The organism is Lewinella sp. W8 (assembly GCF_004375085.3).
GTDB lineage: Bacteria > Bacteroidota > Bacteroidia > Chitinophagales > Saprospiraceae > Neolewinella.
The window spans coordinates 161,158-179,804 of sequence record NZ_SNAQ03000012.1 but is presented as its reverse complement, the minus strand read 5'-3'; the positions used below and the strand labels follow the sequence as shown (position 1 = coordinate 179,804).

Below are 18,647 nucleotides of genomic sequence, written 5' to 3'. Positions count from 1 at the left end.
AAGGGTGAAAAGAATCAGAAACAACACCCCGGACAGCAGAAAAGCGGGACAAAGCCCCCTTTCCATCCTCCTGGAAGGAAGACATTAAATCACCTTAGTCTCTCCCGGAACGGGCACGGGATAGAAGCCATTGTCCATGGGCAGGATGGGCGGCGTTGAGGCAAAGGTATAGCCATCGGGTTTCAGCTCAAGGTCCGAATTCAGGGCCGCATCCCATTCGATGATCTGCCCGCTGTAGGTGGCCATCCGGCCCATGATGGAGGTCAGGGTACTCTTGGCGGCATTTTCCGCGTCCGCAAATTTGTACTCTCCCTTAGCGACCGCTGCGAAGAGCAGGTCGTGCTCCACCTGGTAGGGATTGGGGTCCTGGCGGCTGTCGTGATCCATGATGGCGTAGCCACTGGGGGTGAGGATTTTCCCCGGAGCGGGGGCCGACCCGTTGGTGCCCTGGAAGGCTTCGGTCACCTGCACCGTACACCCCTTCCAGTGGCGGCACTGGGAGATCATCCGGCTGCCGTCCGCATAGGTGTACTCTACGAAGTGATGGTCAAAAATCTCGCCGTGTTCCTTGCCGTTGCGCATGTGCCGCCCCCCGTAGCCGGAGGCCGTGACGGGATAGGCGCCCTTCACCCAGTTGCCCACGTCGAGGTTATGGATGTGCTGCTCGGTGATGTGGTCTCCACAGAGCCAGTTGAAGTAGTACCAGTTCCGCATCTGGTATTCCATTTCCGTCTGTCCGGGCTGGCGGGGGCGCACCCATACGCCACCGCTGTTCCAGTACACGTAACTGGTGGTGATGTCTCCGATGACGCCATTTTGCATCATGTCCACCCAGCCGGTGTACTTATCCTGGTAGTGGCGTTGCAGGCCCACGACCACGTTAAGCTTTTTCTCCTTAGCCTTCTTGGCGGCGGCCAAAACGCGCCGCACCCCGGGACCGTCAACCGCCACGGGTTTTTCCATAAAAACGTGTTTATCGGCGGCCACGGCGGCTTCAAAGTGTTCCGGGCGAAAGCCCGGGGGCGTGGCGATGACCAGCACGTCCGCCAGTGGAATGACGGACTTGTAGGCATCAAACCCCACGAATTGACGATCCTGGGGCACCTCCACAACGGAGGCATCCATGTCGTAATCCTCCATTTGCCCCTTGATGTTTTTAAGGCTGTTCTCCAGCTGGTCCTTAAAGGCGTCGGCCATGGCCACCAGCTGCACGTTCTGTCCGGAGAGGAGGGCCTGCACGGCGGCCCCCGTACCCCGGCCACCGCAACCGATCAAACCGATTTTAATGACGTCACTGCCGTCAACGTGCGCCCCGGCGGCCAGTTGACTGGAAATGGCTAATCCACCGGCCAGGGCGGTGGTCTTTTGCAAGAAGGAGCGGCGGTTGATGGGCGTGGGCATGAAGAGAACTTTTTATGGACGGTTAGAATTGATGATCCTACCACCAAAAGACGATACTAGCCCCTCGTCTCCCTGTCCCTGAGATCAATCCACGATCGCCTCCCGAAAAAATTCCCGGATGGCCGCCTCCGAAGGCTGCTCCACCGGCCGCACCAGACGAAAACCCACGAAGGGTGCATCGACGTTCCACCATTTACTCTTCGGCACCTGGGGGTCCCGGGCCTGCCATCGGGGGGTGGATTTCTCCCGAACCCGGCAGCCCGCCTCCGCCGACTCGGTATAATAGGAACCGCCCCGCACCGTACGGGTATGCTTGCGGGTAGGCTTCATCCAGGGGTCCCGGGCTTGGGCGCCGAGCAGCTCAAAGTAATCCGATTTATAATGGTCCAGCGTCCATTCACTGACGTTCCCAAGCATATCGTAGAGCCCCCAGGGATTAGGCTTTAGCTGACCCACAACGTGGTATTTTTCTTCACCGTTCTCCGCCAGCCAGGCGTGATCGCGGTCGGCGGGTTGGTCCTCCTCACCGGCCAGGCAGGCGTATTCCCATTCGGCTTCGGTCGGCAGGCGGAAGAACACGCCCGTTTCCCGGTAAAGCCAGGCGCAGTAGCGGAGCGCCGCCTGCTGGGTGGTGTTGACCTGGGGGTAACCGCCGCGGGTTCCCATGCCGTAGGTCAGATCGAGGTACGGAGGCGTGGGACCGGTGATGCCGTCGGCATCATTGTCGGCGGCCGCCGCGGCCATTTTGTCGGAATTGAGCCCCAGCTCCTGGAAGGCCCGGTAGACATCGTGGGTGATTTCGTGGGTCGTGATCCAGAATGGGGACAGCGTAACGGCTGCTTTCTCCGCTTCTCCCATCGTGAAGGAGCCGCCCGGTACTTTAACCAACTGCAGACTGGCGTCCGTGCCGGGCACCGGCACCGTTTCGGTGGGTAGTTGGGCCACCATCAGAGCAGAAGTAAGGGTAACAACAAGGGTGAGGATCAACCGATAAATGTTCATGGCTCTAAGGTATCCTCCCAACCAGACCTATCCAATTGAAAAACGAGGCAATCGCTGTCGTCAAATTGCCGCCGTCCGACCTCCTTAAACCCAAGCCGCCGGTAAAAGCGTTGAGCGGCCGTATTGGTGAGCAGGGGATCGATAAGCACCGTCTGGACCTCCGGGGAAGCAAAACAACGGTGCAGGGCTAGTTGCATCATGGCCGTTCCGCAGCCCCGGTTACGGTCTTCCGCCGCTCCGATCCAGATATCGATGGCCCGAAACCCGGAGGCCATCGGTCCCCAGTACTGGGTTTCTTCAAATTCCGGATCGATAATCTGCACAAAACCGATGGGGCGCTCCCCTTCCATGGCCACCAGCTGCTCCCGCCAATCGGGGTCATGGGCCAGCTCCCGCTCCCAGTCCCAGCTGTCGTCGGGATCGCTGTTGAAAACGGCCAGATCACGGTCCCAGACCTCCAGCATGGCCCGATCTTCGGGAGTTGCCGGACGAAACCGAACACCACGGATATTCATGCGTACTAATTTTTGCGACGGCCCCGAGTTCCGTAACTCGTCGGGATCGTCGATTCTTTAGAGAATGCGACGGAGCGCCGGTGCAAGGTAATCCTCGGGGAAGCCGGGATATAGGTAAATGACCAAATATTGTTGGGGAGATGGGGGAAGGACCTACATTCTTCCGTCACCCGGCATAAATAATCATTTCTCCTTCAGCTCCTTCCCGTACTTCACGGCACCCGCGCGCCGTCGCATTTTCAAAAAAGTCGGTGATCCCGACGAGTTACGGAACTCGGGACCGTCGCCCAAAAATAGAACCACCGAATCTGCTCCCCCCTTCGGCGCAGAATACGACTCCCCAAACCTATCTTTGATCAAACGCCCCGTACATGCCCACCCGGATTTTCCTCTTTGTCCTCGTTTTACTCGCCCTGATCTATCCCTGGCAACCCGCCGGCAGCTACCCCATTGACGGGTATCAGAATACGGGAATGGACCGCCTCAAGCGGCTGCAGGACATGGATTCCGCCCAGCTCGTGCGCACCCTACCCTACGGCGCCCGGCACCCCCTGGAATACATTCGGCTGAACCTGATGGATGATCCCATCCTGGACCTTCCCGCCACCGACGACCAGCTCCAGCAAGAGTTGGAAAGCATGCTGCCAATTTTTCACCCCAGCTATTCCCTGGCGGTGTTCGACATGACCCCGGGTAGTGAACGCTACGCCGAACGGAATCCCGAGCGGGGCTACCAGCCCGGTTCGGTGGGCAAGCTGGCCGTGGTTACGGCCCTGTTCTGTGAGCTCGAAAACCTCTTCATCGACGATCTGGACGCCCGCCGCAAGATTTTGCAGGAGCGGGTGGTTAAGGCCGGACCCTTCGGCGTTTATGACCATCACACCATTCCCCGCTACGACGTGGAGACCAGCCGCTACACCCGCGGCATCGTCAATGAGCGGGACGAGTTCTCCCTCTACGAATGGATTGACCACATGCTATCGGTCAGCAATAACGGAGCGGCCAGCATCGTGTGGCGGGAAGCCATCCTGATGCGGGTGTTCGGCAAGGAATACCCCAATCTGACGCACGAACAGATGATGGACTACTTCAAAACCACCCCCTACGAGGAAAAGCGCGACATCGCCGAGGACGTCATTAACGGTCCGCTGCGGGACATGGGGATCGAGCACGAAGAGTGGCGCCTGGGCACCATGTTCACCCGGGGTGCCAGCGGTATTGTGCCCCCCAAAGGAGGCTCCATCGGCACCACTCGTGGACTAATGAAGTGGCTGGTTGCGCTGGAGAGCGGTCGGGTGATCGACCCCTATTCCAGTCTGGAAATCAAGCGCCTCATGTACATGACCGACCGCCGGATTCGCTACGCCCACGCTCCGGCCCTGGACAGCGCGGCGGTCTACTTCAAGTCGGGTTCCCTCTACGGGTGTATTCCCGGCACCAGCTGCGGAAAATACCGGGGCAACCGGATGAACTACATGAACAGCGTCTGCATTGTGGAGCAACCCGACGGGAAACGGTACATGGTGGTGCTGATGTCCAACGTCCTGAGTCGGAACTCGGCCTATGACCACCAGGTGCTGGCCACCAGAATCGACAAGGTCATTCGCGGAACCGAACGCAAAGACCCTTCGGAAAGCTACGGAACGGGAGAATAAATATCAGCCCAGCGTCACTATCCGACACTACGGCGGTACCGCAGGTAAGATGATCAACCTGGCGGGCGGGAGAACTGTTTTTGGTAGGTAAGTATTTACTACCTTCGCACCCTCAAAAAAATATGTTGTCATGGGAAAAGAACCCCTGAAAACCGTCATCATTGGATCCGGTCCCGCCGGATACACTGCCGCCATTTACGCCGCCCGGGCCAATATGAGCCCCGTACTCTACACGGGTAAGGAACCCGGTGGTCAGTTGATGATTACTACGGACGTAGAAAACTTTCCTGGCTATCCCGACGGCATTATGGGGCCCCAGATGATGGAGGACCTCAAAAAGCAGGCCGAACGTTTTGATACCGAAGTGAAGTATGAATTGATTGAGCGCGTGGACTTTACCGGTCCGGTTCATAAATTATATACCGAAGCCGGCGAGGAAATTGAGGCCCATACGGTGATTATTTCTACCGGAGCCAGCGCCAAATGGTTGGGTCTTGAAAGTGAGCAGCGCCTGGCGAATAACGGCGTAAGCGCCTGTGCCGTGTGCGACGGTTTCTTCTACCGTGGCAAGGAGGTGGCCATCGTCGGTGCCGGCGACAGTGCCGCCGAGGAGGCGCTGTACCTGAGTAACCTCTGTCCTACCGTACATATGTTTGTTCGTCGGGACGAAATGCGGGCTTCGGCCATCATGCAGGAGCGGGTGAAAAAGCAGAAGAACATCAAAATTTACTGGAACACGGAGACGGAGGAAATCCTGGGAGATGAGGTCGTCACCGGCGTTCGGGTCTTCAACAATAAGACGGGCGAGAAGCAGGAAATTCCCATTGCCGGTTTCTTTGTGGCCATTGGCCACACGCCAAACACCCAAATCTTCAAGGACTGGCTCGATATGGAAGAAACGGGCTACCTGATTCACGAGCCGAACTCCACGAAAACCAACGTCCCCGGCGTATTCGTTTCCGGAGACGCTTCGGACCACGTGTACCGTCAAGCCATTACGGCGGCCGGCACGGGCTGTATGGCCGCCCTGGACGCGGAACGTTACCTCGGCGAGGTGGGCATCATCTAGTGGCCGGAATTAGCAGCTAAAACAAAGTCCTGCGGACGGGGTCTTCCCCACCGCAGGACTTTTTATTTATACCTACCGCTGACTGGCCTTCAGCGTATTCATCAGCAGGCTCACGACCGTCATCGGCCCCACCCCACCGGGAACGGGCGTCATGGCGCTGACCTTATCTTCCAATCCAGCGTAGTCAACGTCACCGACCAGGCGGTAACCGCGTTTCCGGCTGGCGTCTTCCACCCGGTTGATACCCACGTCGATGATTACCGCCCCGTCCTTCACCATGTCGGCCGTCACCATCTCCGGAATACCGATGGCCGCCACCAGGATGTCGGCCCGACGCGTATGCTCAGCCAGGTTTTTGGTGCGGCTGTGACACATGGTGACCGTGGCGTTGCCCGGTTGTCCCTTTCGGCTCAGCAGAATGGACATTGGTTTGCCCACAATGTTGGACCGGCCCAGAACCACCACTTCCTTGCCACTCGTTTCGATATTATTACGGTGGAGGATCTCCAGAATACCGTTGGGGGTAGCGGGCAGGTAGCTGGGCAGCCCGAGGGTCATCTTACCAATGTTGATGGGGGTGAACCCATCGACGTCCTTTTCCGGACTGATGGCCAGATTCACGGCGTCTTCATCAATATGGTCCGGCAGAGGAAGCTGTACGATGAAGCCATCTACGTCCGGGTCTTCGTTGAGCCGCTTGACGATGTCCAGGATTTCGCTTTGGGAAACGTCCGCGGGGCGGCGGATGAGGGTGGACTGAAATCCGACCTGTTCACAACTTCTGACTTTGTTACGCACGTACACCTGAGAGGCGGGATTATCGCCCACCAGTACGGCCGCCAGATGAGGGATTTTACCTCCCGCCAGACGGATGGTATCAACTTCCTGTTTTAATTCCTCCTTTATCTGCTCCGATAGGGCCTTCCCATCCAATACTTGCATAGACTTTTTCGTTTTTCGCCAAAGATAGCCGCAACAACCTTTTTTGTCGCACGTACGCACCGGACTTTATCGATGACCAAGTACCTTTGATCTTACCTCCCGCCGATTGAGGTCAGCCGTCAGCGTCCACGCCCGAGTCCGGAACTAGTTGGCAGCCACAAAATTGGTGTACCGAAGGAGGCCCTTTTTTAAGATCACAATGGTGGTTCCCCATCCCAGCATCCCGCAAGAACATATCCCACGAACCATGCAGCAGCATTACTCCCGTTTATTCCCTGGCCTAGTTGTACTGTTCTTTCTGCCGGCATTGATCAGCGCCCAGAATATCCGAATTTCTCAGGGTGGCCAGGAAAATGCCTGTTCCGGCACCTTTTTTGATACGGGCGGCCCCAACGGGAATACGGTGGGTAACGGACAATTTCAGGAGATCACCCTCTGTGCGGACGGTTCCGGGGCGACCCATATGCAGCTGTTTTTTACGGAACTGAACATTGACGGAGAGATGATCATCTATAATGGTCAGGACGCTACGGCCCCGGAAATCACCCGCATCAACGGAAGTTCCAACGGGCAGAGCTTCTTTGTCGAGGCAAAACTACCCAACACTTCCGGCTGCCTGTTTATTCGCTACAACAGTACGGGCATTGCACCGGGCTGGGCGGCCAACATCAACTGTGTGCCGGCCTGTCAGCCCATTGAAGCCATTCTCGACAGTGCCATCCCCGCTCCGGTGCCCGCCGTTGACGGCTACATCGACATTTGTCCGGGCGAACCAATTACGCTTACGGGCCGCGGCATCTACGACGCCAACAATTCGGTATACGCCCAGAGTGATGCCACCTCCATTTTCACCTGGAACATGCAGGACGGAACCATCCTGACCGGGCAGACCATCACCCACACCTACGAGGAGCCCGGAGGCTACGTCGTGCAGCTCACCATCGAAGACGTTCAGGGGTGCACTAACAGCAACCGCATCAGCCAGCGCATTCGCGTATCTCCTCCCCCAAATTTTAACCTCACGCCTGACTTCCCGACCGAAATATGTTCCGACGAAGCCGTTTCCCTCACGGTAAAAACGACGGGCAATGGCTCCACCGGCGTGGTTACCGAGCCCCAGGAGCTTTCCTTCAACACCAGTCAGACCCTGACGGAACTTACCCTGTTACCGGACGGAGACGGTGCCGAGTACAGTAGTCCGCTGACCTTCTCCAATTTTCGTCCCGGACAAACCCTCGAACGGGGCTCGGACATCGTGCGCATTTGTGCCCGCATGGAACACAGCTACCTGGGGGACCTGGACATGTGGATTGAATGCCCGGACGGCAGCCGGCTCGATCTCCACCGCTACGACGGTAACGACAATGTAGACCGGCAACTGCTCGGACAGGGACGCGAAAACACCACCACGCCAGACCCTCCGGAGACCTACTGCTGGACGGCTACCGCCCCCCGCACGATGGCCGAGCACGTCACGTTCTTCAACGTCGGTGATAACCAAAGTATGCCCGGCATCGATTACGCCGCGGAAGAATCCTTCAACACCCTGATCGGATGTCCCCTGAATGGCGAGTGGACGCTAAACATCCGGGACAACATCCCCCGGGACAATGGCTCGATTTACGAGTGGACGATTGAGTTTGAAAACAGTGTTTACCCCGATCAGGAGACCTTTACCGTCCCCGTATCCACGGTTTCCTTCGTCCCAAACTCTGCCTACCCATTCTACAGTACGGACAGCATTGTGGTGCAGCAGAGCAATCCCGGCAACGTTCCCATCAGAATAGGCTCCGAAGATGATTTCGGGTGTACGTACGATACGACCATTTTTCTTTCGGTGCTTCCGCCCATGGCTCCCCAGTGCGTCAACTGTACCGCTTTGGTGGACCGTCCCCGCCTGGATACCGCCATCTGTGAGGGTTCTTCCTTCGAACCCAACGTGGCCAGTTTACGGTCGGACACGATGATCACCTGGGAGGTGACCGCCGAAGACGAATTCAGCAACGCGCTGTACGAAAGCCTGCTGTCTCCCTACACGAACACCATCATGGTGGATTACCACAATCCAGCGGTGATTTCCGACGCCAGCACCGACATCGTCAGTGTTTGTGTTGACCTGGAAAACAACGGCGATTTACGCGATATTTCTCTGCAACTCGTCGGGCCCAATGGCCGTAGCCTCACCCTGATGGAGGGGGATGGCGGTCCCGGAGAAAGCCTGACCAGTACCTGTTTCAGCCCCACGGCCACCAACCCCATCAGTAGCGGCACGGCCCCGTATACGGGAACCTTCCGGTCGCAGGGCAGCGGATGGACGGGATTCAATACCGCGCCGATTAACGGTGCCTGGACCCTCCGCGCCTGGGACCGCCTGGGCAACGACGTTGGCGAGTTTATCAAGTGGTCCATCACCTTCCGGCACGATCCGGGATACACCTACTCCTGGACGCCCGCTAATGGTGACCTTTCCTGCACGGACTGTCCCAATCCAACCATTACGCCCAGTGCCGCCGGGACCTACACCCTGACCGTAAGCACCCTGGATGGTTGTACCGATCAGGCGAGCGTGGAGGTGACCTTCAATTCCCTGCAGGCTACGGTGGCGGACGACCTAACCAACCCCGACTGTAACGGCAACAGCACCGGAGCCATCGACCTGACGGTTACCGGTCCGGCCGCCAGCTATACCTACCGCTGGAGTACCGGAGCGGTCACCGAAGATATTTCCGGTCTGTCGGCCGGTCCTTACTCGGTGGAGGTGATCAACGCGGATGGATGTTCGGAAACCTTCAATTATACCCTCACCGACCCTCCGGCCCTGACCGTCAGGTTGGATTCCGTGCGTGATGTGAGTTGCTTCGGAGGCTCCAACGGGGAAATTTTTGTGACCACCGCCGGCGGAACCGGTCCCTACACCTACCTCTGGGACGATCCGAACGCGCAGATTGACGAAGACGCCGGCGCCCTGACCGTAGGTACCTACCGGCTGGTGGTGACCGACGCCAATATGTGTACGGCCACCCTGACGGCCATGGTGGCAGAGCCCACTCCGCTGGGCAATTCATTCCGAACCACTGACGTGGCCTGTTTCAACGGCAGCGACGGACGAATTGTCGCCCTCCCTACCGGTGGCAACGGCGGGTACCAGTTCAACTGGTCCAACGGGGGTACCCAGGACAGCATCGTCGACGTTCCCGCCGGAACCTACGAACTGACCATCACCGACCGGCGGGGTTGCCAGACCACCGATATGGTGACCATCACCGAACCGGCCACGGCCATTACGGCAACCATTACCCAGGATCAACAGGGGTGCTTCGGGGCTTCGGCTAATGTGGCGACCGTCATGGCCAGCGGCGGAGCGGGCAGCTTCACCTACGAATGGAACAGTGGAGAAACGGCAGCCACGGCCGTCGCCCTGCCAAACGGCACGGCCACCGTTTCGGTGACCGACACCCGCGGATGTACCCAAGTATTTACCGAAACGGTAAATGACCTCCCGGAGGTCACCGTAAACATCCTGGCCACCCAGCCGACCTGTAGCAACCGGGACGACGGTCAGCTGGGCGTGGTTCCCGGCGGTGGCGCCGGACAGCAAGATTCGGACTACTCCTTCAACTGGTCCACCGGTGCAACGGGCATCGTCATCACGAATTTACCCGGCAACGTCAACTACGGCGTGACGGTGACCGACCCCCGGGGATGTCAGGGAACCGGAGAGCGGTTCCTGCCCGCTCCGCCCCCCATCACCTTCACGGCAACGGAGGACCCCGTCGATTGCTTCGGCAACAGTACGGGCGGGCTCAGCCTCAGCAATATTGACGGGCCCAATCCCGGTACCTTCATGATTCAGTGGGGAGCAAATGCCGGTTTCAGCCAGGCCAACACCATCAGTAACCTGCCGGCCGGAAACTACGGCCTGCAAATCACGGACGTAGACAATTGCCGCCTGGATACCACCCTGGTCATCACCCAGCCCAATCGCCTGCAGGCCGACATCAACCGCCTGGACGTCTCCTGCTTCGGCGAAGCGGATGGACGAATTTCCGCGCTGGGAACCGGTGGGGTTGGTGGCTACCAGTACCTCTGGTCCACGGGCAGCACGGACAACCAGATCACCGGACTGGTGGCCGGAAGCTACGACCTGCAACTCACGGACGCGAACAACTGCGTAAACGACACCACCATCGTGATCGCGGAGCCCACGCCGGTAGGCATCGCCACCTCGGCTCAGGCCGCCCTCTGTGCGGGCGAGGCCACCGGCACCATCTCCATCATGGGGAGTGGTGGTAGGCCGCCCTTCGTGTACGGCCTGGAAAACCGTGGATTTACGCGGAGCCCGGATTTCCTCGGCCTTCCCGCCGGAGAATACATTGCCTTCGTCCGCGATAGTGCGGGTTGCCAGATCAGTGAAAACGTTATCGTCAATGACGGTCCCTTCTTCAGCCTGGACCTGGGGCAGGACACGACCATAATCTTCGGTGACAGCCTGCAACTACAGCCCAGCATTGTTGGTGGAATTGGCATGCTGGAATACCGCTGGCGGGGCGCCTTTGACGGCACCCTTGATTGTACGGATTGCCCGGCACCTACGGCCAAGCCAGAATTTGAGATTGACTACACCCTTTCCCTGACCGACGACAATGGATGTGAGGCCGAAGACCGGGTGCGCGTCAGCGTCCGGAAGATTCGTGAGGTGGCCGTACCGACGGCCTTTAGTCCTAACGGAGACAGCCGCAACGACCGCCTGCTGGTGCACGGAAGGCCGGGTACTCAGGTCATTGACATGATGATCCTGGATCGCTGGGGCAACGTCCTCTTTCATGATGGCCAGTGGGAAGTCAACGATCCGAACCGGGGCTGGGACGGCACCCACGAGGGCAAGGTGCTGAACGCCGGCGTTTACCTCTTCAAAGTAGTCATTGAATACGAAGACCGGTCACAGGAAACCATTGCCGGCGAAACGACCCTAATCCGCTAATTCCTATGAAACGCGTATTCCCCCAGATTATCATTTTTTGCCTGGCGCTGGCTACCTCTTTTTGGACGCAAGCGCAGGATGCCAGGTACGCCCAGATGGCCGCGGCTCCTCAGTTGATGAACCCCGCCATGACGGGCGTCATGAGTGGTCAGCTGCGCATCACGGCCAACTATCGGGAGTTGTACACCTCCCTGCTGAGCACGGAAGGCTACCGGAGTGTGGGTGCGGGCGCCGAATTCCGGCTGCCGGCGGGCAACGGCAATTATTTTGGGCTCGGGCTCCAGCTGCAACGCGACGAAATGGGCTCCAGCGACTTCGTGCGCACCCAGGGGCTCGTGGGACTCAGTTACCAGCAGCAAGTGGGGGGCTCCCGCCGGCGGGGAACCGGGCACTTCCTCGTCGGGGGTGGACAGGTTGGCTTTGGCCAGCGAGGTTTCGACCTGAACAAGGTCTGGTTCTCCCAGCAGTATTTCGTGGATCCACTTACCCGGGAAGCTTACCTGGACCAAACCCTACCCACCGGCGAACCAATCGCCGGCAGTGGCAGTAATCTTTACCTGGACGTGAACGCCGGGATCGGTTGGTTTGCTAACCTCGGCGACCGGACGGGCGCTTATTTCGGTGGCGCCGTGTATCACCTCACCACGCCAAACGTTTCGCCCGTACAGGGAAATGAGGACCGCCTCGACCGCCGCTACGTGATCCACGGCGGCGGAGAATTGCCCCTCGGCCGGGGAGACATGAGCCTGCTGCCCGCCGCCCGGGTGATGTTGCAGGGGCCCTCACAGGAAATTCTCTTTGGCACTAACCTGCGGTATACGGAACGCGCCTGGCGGGAAGTTGCCCTGCGGGTAGGCTTATGGGGGCAAATGAGCAACCAAACCGGTGGCAGCCCCGGCCTAAACGCCCTCATCGTTTCGGCGGCCCTGGAAACCGAGCGTTTGCAGTTTGGCGTGAGTTACGACATTTCCGCCGGCGCACTGAATACCGTATCCGATGGTCGCGGGGGTTGGGAGTTAAGCGTGATTTACGTTCAGCCCGCTTCCTACCGGGAGCGCGTTATTTGTCCAACCTTTTAGGCCTAGGCGGGGGCTTTGCCCCTGCTAATCAGAGGATTGATGGCATCCTGCGCTCCGTCGCCCCCACGACGATACCCTACCGACCCTTTCCGCCCTTAACGGAAATGGGGTGTAAAAACCGTGTTACGCTTGGTATATTTGCCCAATACTTTGAACAACACATCGGGACGACCCCACGACTCACTTTTTGTTGAGGCCAGAATGACTTTTGGTCTCTGTTTTGCGTCTTAAGGCCGAAGTTTCCGGACTAAGCCCCCATGACATGAAATATTCGATCTTCTTTACGTTGCTTTTCGGCAGCTTTACTGCCGTTTTGGGGCAATCCTTTTCACTGAAGGCCTTTGACAAGCCGGATCGGTTCGAACTCACCGTGACCGGACAGGAAGAAATCCAGCTGCGACTGGAAAATCTTGCTTTAGGCGATCAGTACGAGATTTTTATCGCTAACGACCGCCGCGAAAACCGCTATGAAGTAGGCAACTATCCGGCCGGCACCACCCTCATCAATCCCGACCACATTCAGGGCGTCTACGATGGCCGCCCGGTGGAAGTTTGTCTGGTGAATCGGTTACGGATACCCGGCCCACTCCTGGTTTCGGTCCGCAAAAAATCGTCGGCAACCGCAAGTGCGGCCAAGCGCAACGCCCTGACCATCGTCAACAGCAGCAACCTGGATTCTCTGCTGAATACCGTCTTCCGGGACGAAAGTTGTTTTACCCTGGACCCCGTCCAACTGGTGGGCGGCGACCGGATGCTGGGCGGCAACCGCCGGGTATCCCAGACGGGAGTTTTTGGTAACGGCCGGGATTTCGTCGGCATCGAAGACGGCATTATTCTCTCCACGGGATTTGTGGACGACGCTCCCGGACCCAATGACCCCTTCTTCCCGGCCGGTGGCTCTTATCCGGGTCCGACCTACAACGATCCCGATGCCGTAGCGCTCGTCGGAGCAGGTAACACTCCCTTTGACGTCGGCATCATTGAATTCAAGTTCGTGCCCACCACGGACACCATCAGTTTTGATTACGTGTTCTTTTCGGAAGAATACTGTTTCGCCATCGATGCCGCCTTCGGCAATGATGCCTTCGCTTTCTTCCTGGAAGGCCCCAACGTACAGCCAAACGGTCGCAGAAATATTGCCCGTTTGCCCAACGGAGACATCATCACGGCAGCCACCCTGAACCACGTAACCACGCCGGGGCTATTCGTGGACAACAGTCCACCGGGAGGCTTCTCCCCCTGCACCAATGACCCCATTCCGCCAGAGCGGCTGGCGGCGGTGAACTACGACGGGTTTTCCGTCAAATTAACGGCCAAGGCCGCCGTGACGCCCTGCGACACCCACACCCTGAAAATGATTGTGGTCGATGCCGGTGATCCGACCTTTGATTCGGGCGTCATGCTGGAAGCGGGCTCCTTCACGGCTGGTCTGATTGCCGAGCCCGTCCCTTCCACGACGGCCGTGGCCGGAGGCGTTACCCCCGTGGAGGGATGTGACACCGCCACGCTGACCTTTTCGCGCTTATTTTTTGACTCCACGGATCTGGCCGTCCCCCTTTCCGTAGAATACAGCGTAATCACGACTACGGGCCTGAACCGGGCCATTAATGGTGTGGATTACGACCTTCCCCCTTCCCCCTTCGTCATTCCCGCCGGAGACACCACCGGGGTGCTGAAAATCCCGATCAACGCCGACGCCGACCCCAACGAGGGCGTGGAGGCCTTCGTCATCCGGTACGAAGGGACCTGTAATTGCGACGTCAACCGGGATACCTTTTACATTCAGGACGCAACGGCGCTGGAAGTCGAGCTTGGCCCCGACATCGGTACCTGTGCGGGAGCCGAGATCCAGCTCTCTCCTAACGTAATGGGCGGTAACGGGGAATATTCCTACCAGTGGCCGGACAATCAGGATACCAGCACCATCACCTACGTGAGCGACGGGCGGGACACGAGCATCATCGTGATCATTGAAGACGGGTGTGGACTGGTGGGTAGGGACACCATCAACATCGGAGCCCCCACATTTTCCGCCGGAATCGGGGGGACCTATGCCCTCTGTAACGATCCCAGCGTAGACGTTCCCATTACGGTGACCGGTGCCAGTCGGTACGAGTTGACCATCCGGATAGACTCCGCCGGAATTTCGGATACCAACACCTACGTCATCACGGGAGACTCAATCCTGACGATCGACCAGGCGGCTACTCTGGAGATACTGTCGGTGGAGGACGAAAATGGTTGCGGAGGCGGCGTCTCCGGTACGGCGCAGGTAACCGAAACCAGCGTGGTATTTGACTTTGATCTCGTCAACCCGGATTGCCCGGGCGACAACACGGGCTCCATACAACTAATGGGGGCGCCATCAGATGCCGACTATCAATTTGTCTGGGATGACGGATTTAACGGGCCGACAAGAAACGGTCTCGTGGCGGGCACTTACACGGTCAGCATTATCCCCAACGCGGACCCGAGCTGTCCGCAAGACACTACCTTCTCCCTGGTGGACCCCGCCGCACTGCGTCTGGATTCCATCGTATTTGAGGAGCCCCAGTGTCCCGGGGAAATCCTTACGTTGAGCCCGGCAGTTTCTGGGGGACAAGCGCCCTACCGGTTTTCCTGGCCCGACAGTATGGTTACGGACAGCCAGTTGGTTATCACCTCCACCTTCGGCAACCACCAGTATCCGGTCATCATCCGTGATGCCTGTGACGTGGAAGTCTCGGGAAGCGTAACCATCAACCTGCCGATATTCAGCGCCAACGTAGCGGGACGGTATTCGCTCTGCAACCAAAACTCCGTAGACGTTCCACTGATCATCGGCGGACCCGGCGGAACTTACTTTCTGGAAGTGGCCTTTGAGACTTCCTCGGGAATTGATACGACCACCGTGACGCTTAGTCCCGGCACCCTGAATTTGCCCGTTAGTGAAGCCGCTGCCATCCGGTTGCTGGGTATCACCAACGAAGACGGTTGTTCCGGCCTCATCACGGACAGCCTGGCCACGGTCGTGGACCCCCGGATCAATTTTAGCGCTACGGTGAATCAGATTGACTGTCGTGGAGCAGCCACCGGCAGTATTTCACTAACGAATCCCGGCAATGTTCCCCTGACCTTTAGCTGGAGTGACGGAGGGCCAGCGACTGCCACCCGAACGGGACTGACGGCGGGAACCTACGGCCTGACCATCACGGATGCGGCCGACCCGGGATGTAGTCGGGATACCACCTTTACGCTTGCCGAACCCGACGCGCTGACGGGGAGCGCAAATGCGGACAACGTTACTTGCGGCAACCAGCCCCTACGGTTGTTTGCCACGGTGAGCGGTGGCACCCCACCCTATAACTTTGACTGGTCCAACGGTACTTCGACGGACAGCATCCTTAGCGGGATGACCCAGACGGGAATGTCCGTTTATCCTCTGCTCATCACGGATGCCTGTGGAGATACGGTGCGGGATACGGTGCGCTTCGACTTCCCCGACGTACGGGCCTCCATCGGGGGAAGTTATTCGGTGTGTAATCAGCCAACGGTCGACGTTCCCCTTCAGGTCAGCGGCTCTAACCGTTACGAGGTAGTGCTGCTGGAAGACGGTGTGGCCAGGACACTCACCATCAGTCAGGATACCCTCCTCACCTACGATACCGGCGTTTCCCTGACCCTGCAATCCGTAAGCGGAGCAGACGGTTGTCCCGGAGTAGCCACCGGAACCGCCACCATTACGGATGCTGACTGGGAAGTGGCCGTTACGGTAACCAACGTCAGTTGCAATGGTCGGCCGGAAGGGGCCATTACGGTCGTCCCCAACGGGAACGCCGCGGCCTACGATTACCAGTGGAGTCGGCCGGGCGTGAGCGGCTCACAACCTTCCGGCCTGACGGCCGGAACGTATGGATTAACCATCACCGACCGTAGCCCCGATGCCTGTACCTGGGACACCTTAATCCAGATCACCGAACCCGCTACGGCCATCACCCTGGTGGAGGACAGTACGCGGGTGCAGGATTGCGTAGCACCGGCCTACGCCTCCGTCAGCTACACCGGCGGAACGGGTAACCTGACCTATGCCTGGAGTAACGGAACCACCGGCAACGTCCTCGGTGACGTGGATGCGGGAAATTATGAAGTCTCCGTTACCGACGAGAACGGCTGCGAAATCGTGCAGACCTTCAATTTGCCCGATCAGCGCAGTACGGTAGTGGCCCGAATCTCTGCTTCGGCCACGGAATTGAGTTGTAACCTTCCGATGATCACCCTCAGTGCCCAGCAGAACGTCCAGCCGGTGAATTACCAATGGACGGATGAGACCGGCAATGACCTAGGGGCTACGAGGAGTATTCAGATTAGCAGTCCGGGGAAATACTACGTCTCGGCGACGGACCCGGCTAGTGGGTGTAGTGCTTTGGACTCCATCACCATTCAGCGGAGCGACGATCTGCTGGATTTAGAATTGCCCGCAGTGTATACCATTATTTGCGGCATGTCCAGCGTCGACCTACTGGTCAGCCATCCGACCTACACGGATCCGGTTGATTATGAGTGGCGGCTGGGGCCCAATACGGTTGGAGGCAATGCTGCTTCTCTTCCAGGAATTGACGCGGCCGGAACCTACGAAGTCACGGTAACCCGGCGAGACAATGGATGCCCCACCACCATTTCCACCCAGGTGATCATTGACCAGGTGCCCCCGACTGTTTCTGTGCCCAACAGCGTAGTAAATCTCAATTGCCTTTCGCCCGAAGTGGAGCTTCGCGTGCTGTCCTCACCGGACGTCCAGTACGCCTGGTCCACCACCAACGGCAACCTGACGGGAGACGTTTCCGCTGCTACCACGACGGCAGACCAGGAAGGCATTTACGTGGTGACGGTCACCGACACCAGCAACAATTGCTTCGCAACGCAAACCATTACGGTGGTTCCCGATGGTGCTCAGCTGACGCCGGACGCTGGCCCGGACCAAACCCTGGTATGTGACGGCATCGGTAACACCTTAAGGGGTAGCTTCTCGCCCCAACTGGGAGGAGCCACGGGACGGTGGATTGGTCCGGACGGAGTTACCGTATCCGAAGGGTTCACGGCCTTTGGCCGTGAGGCGGGACAGTACGTTTTTGAGGTAATTCACCCGCAATCTGGTTGTTCCAGCTTTGATACGCTGGAATTAATTCTGGAGGCTCCCCGCAGCGTAACCTATTCGCTGCAGCAACCGCCCTGTCCGGAAGTTGGTGGCCGACTTACCATTCTGGACGTTGACGGTGATAACGGTCCGTTTACCTTCAGCAGCCCTTCCGCTACGTCCAGTCCTACGGGCGACGGGCTCCGGGACATATTCACCGGCACCCACGCCCTGGTGGTAACCGATGCCCTGGGTTGCCAGCTGGTGGATACCTTCCAAATGTTCGACCCTGATGTCTTCGTCGGAGAAGCGGATGAGATCACGGTAAGACTCGGTGACGAGGCCGAACTGGGCGTTAATACGAACCGGGATCCGGACGCGCTCATGACCTGGGAGTGGGCCAATCTTCCGGACAGCATGAGTTGTGTTGATTGTCCAAACCCGATGGTACGGCCCCTTGAATCCTTCATTGCGGCCCTCACCGTAACGGATTCAAATGGATGCGTACTGCAACTACGGCAGAATGTACTGGTTGATGAACGTGAACTGGTCTACCTGCCAACTGCCTTCAGTCCCGGAAATCAGGACGGAGTGAACGATCGTTTTGTCGTATTTGGCCGGGAAGACTTCGTACAGCAGGTGAACTTCCTCCGCATATTTGATCGGTGGGGGAACCTGCTCTTTGAGAACGACAACTTCCCCGTCAACGAGGAATCCAGCGGCTGGGACGGGACCATCCGCGGAAAGTCTGCTCCACCGGCAGTGTACGTTTTCAGTGTATCCGTCACCCTATACGACGGCACGACGGAAGTTATTCAGGGAAGCTTCGTGTTGGTGATGTAAATCATTTGTTAGAAGAAAAATTTATTAAATAAGTCATTTTCCAAATT

At 58.3% G+C, this 18,647-nt stretch carries 9 protein-coding genes; 5 read left to right on the top strand and 4 right to left on the bottom strand.

Annotated features, from left to right (window positions below):
• Positions 1 to 84 precede the first annotated feature (84 nt).
• From E1J53_RS14640 to E1J53_RS14630, 3 genes are all read right to left on the bottom strand, one after another.
• Positions 85 to 1,401, bottom strand: coding sequence for a Gfo/Idh/MocA family protein (locus tag E1J53_RS14640; protein WP_134272174.1), 1,317 nt, complete (start codon positions 1,399 to 1,401; stop codon positions 85 to 87).
• A gap of 84 nt (positions 1,402 to 1,485) precedes the next feature.
• Positions 1,486 to 2,403, bottom strand: a complete 918-nt coding sequence (locus E1J53_RS14635) for an SUMF1/EgtB/PvdO family nonheme iron enzyme (RefSeq protein WP_134272173.1) — start codon at positions 2,401 to 2,403, stop codon at positions 1,486 to 1,488.
• A complete protein-coding gene (locus E1J53_RS14630) occupies positions 2,400 to 2,918 on the bottom strand; it encodes a GNAT family N-acetyltransferase (RefSeq protein ID WP_134272172.1) in 519 nt (172 codons plus the stop codon). Before E1J53_RS14630 ends, E1J53_RS14635 begins: the two co-directional genes overlap by 4 nt.
• Positions 2,919 to 3,289: 371 nt before the next feature.
• On the opposite strand from E1J53_RS14630, the gene E1J53_RS14625 reads away from it, so the two are divergent.
• Positions 3,290 to 4,573: a serine hydrolase gene (locus E1J53_RS14625; protein ID WP_134272171.1), complete on the top strand. Its 1,284-nt coding sequence runs from the start codon at positions 3,290 to 3,292 to the stop codon at positions 4,571 to 4,573.
• A gap of 130 nt (positions 4,574 to 4,703) precedes the next feature.
• Positions 4,704 to 5,642 carry a thioredoxin-disulfide reductase gene (trxB, locus tag E1J53_RS14620; RefSeq protein ID WP_134272170.1) on the top strand — a complete coding sequence of 313 codons (939 nt, stop codon included), beginning with the start codon at positions 4,704 to 4,706 and terminating at the stop codon, positions 5,640 to 5,642.
• A gap of 72 nt (positions 5,643 to 5,714) precedes the next feature.
• Here the strand turns inward: trxB and folD are convergent, their stop codons facing one another.
• Positions 5,715 to 6,584: a bifunctional methylenetetrahydrofolate dehydrogenase/methenyltetrahydrofolate cyclohydrolase FolD gene (gene folD, locus E1J53_RS14615; RefSeq protein WP_134272169.1), complete on the bottom strand. Its 870-nt coding sequence runs from the start codon at positions 6,582 to 6,584 to the stop codon at positions 5,715 to 5,717.
• Between the two features lie 247 nt (positions 6,585 to 6,831).
• Between folD and E1J53_RS14610 the strand changes: the two genes are divergently transcribed.
• The 3 genes from E1J53_RS14610 to E1J53_RS14600 all read left to right on the top strand — a co-directional run bounded on the left by E1J53_RS14610 (position 6,832) and on the right by E1J53_RS14600 (position 18,600).
• Positions 6,832 to 11,565 carry a PKD domain-containing protein gene (locus E1J53_RS14610; protein WP_173021500.1) on the top strand — a complete coding sequence of 1,578 codons (4,734 nt, stop codon included), beginning with the start codon at positions 6,832 to 6,834 and terminating at the stop codon, positions 11,563 to 11,565.
• Positions 11,566 to 11,570: 5 nt separating this feature from the next.
• A complete protein-coding gene (locus E1J53_RS14605) occupies positions 11,571 to 12,644 on the top strand; it encodes a PorP/SprF family type IX secretion system membrane protein (RefSeq protein ID WP_134272167.1) in 1,074 nt (357 codons plus the stop codon).
• 262 nt (positions 12,645 to 12,906) lie between these two features.
• Positions 12,907 to 18,600 (top strand): choice-of-anchor L domain-containing protein, encoded by a 5,694-nt coding sequence (locus E1J53_RS14600; RefSeq protein ID WP_134272166.1) that lies wholly within the window; start codon positions 12,907 to 12,909, stop codon positions 18,598 to 18,600.
• Positions 18,601 to 18,647: the final 47 nt, after the last annotated feature.

Coding starts and splice junctions, on each gene's coding strand:
- E1J53_RS14625 (WP_134272171.1), top strand. CDS start 3,290: ATGCCCACCCGGATTTTCCTCTTTGTCCTCGTTTTACTCGCCCTGATC.
- E1J53_RS14605 (WP_134272167.1), top strand. CDS start 11,571: ATGAAACGCGTATTCCCCCAGATTATCATTTTTTGCCTGGCGCTGGCT.
- E1J53_RS14635 (WP_134272173.1), bottom strand. CDS start 2,403: ATGAACATTTATCGGTTGATCCTCACCCTTGTTGTTACCCTTACTTCT.
- E1J53_RS14630 (WP_134272172.1), bottom strand. CDS start 2,918: ATGAATATCCGTGGTGTTCGGTTTCGTCCGGCAACTCCCGAAGATCGG.
- trxB (WP_134272170.1), top strand. CDS start 4,704: ATGGGAAAAGAACCCCTGAAAACCGTCATCATTGGATCCGGTCCCGCC.
- E1J53_RS14600 (WP_134272166.1), top strand. CDS start 12,907: ATGAAATATTCGATCTTCTTTACGTTGCTTTTCGGCAGCTTTACTGCC.
- E1J53_RS14640 (WP_134272174.1), bottom strand. CDS start 1,401: ATGCCCACGCCCATCAACCGCCGCTCCTTCTTGCAAAAGACCACCGCC.
- folD (WP_134272169.1), bottom strand. CDS start 6,584: ATGCAAGTATTGGATGGGAAGGCCCTATCGGAGCAGATAAAGGAGGAA.
- E1J53_RS14610 (WP_173021500.1), top strand. CDS start 6,832: ATGCAGCAGCATTACTCCCGTTTATTCCCTGGCCTAGTTGTACTGTTC.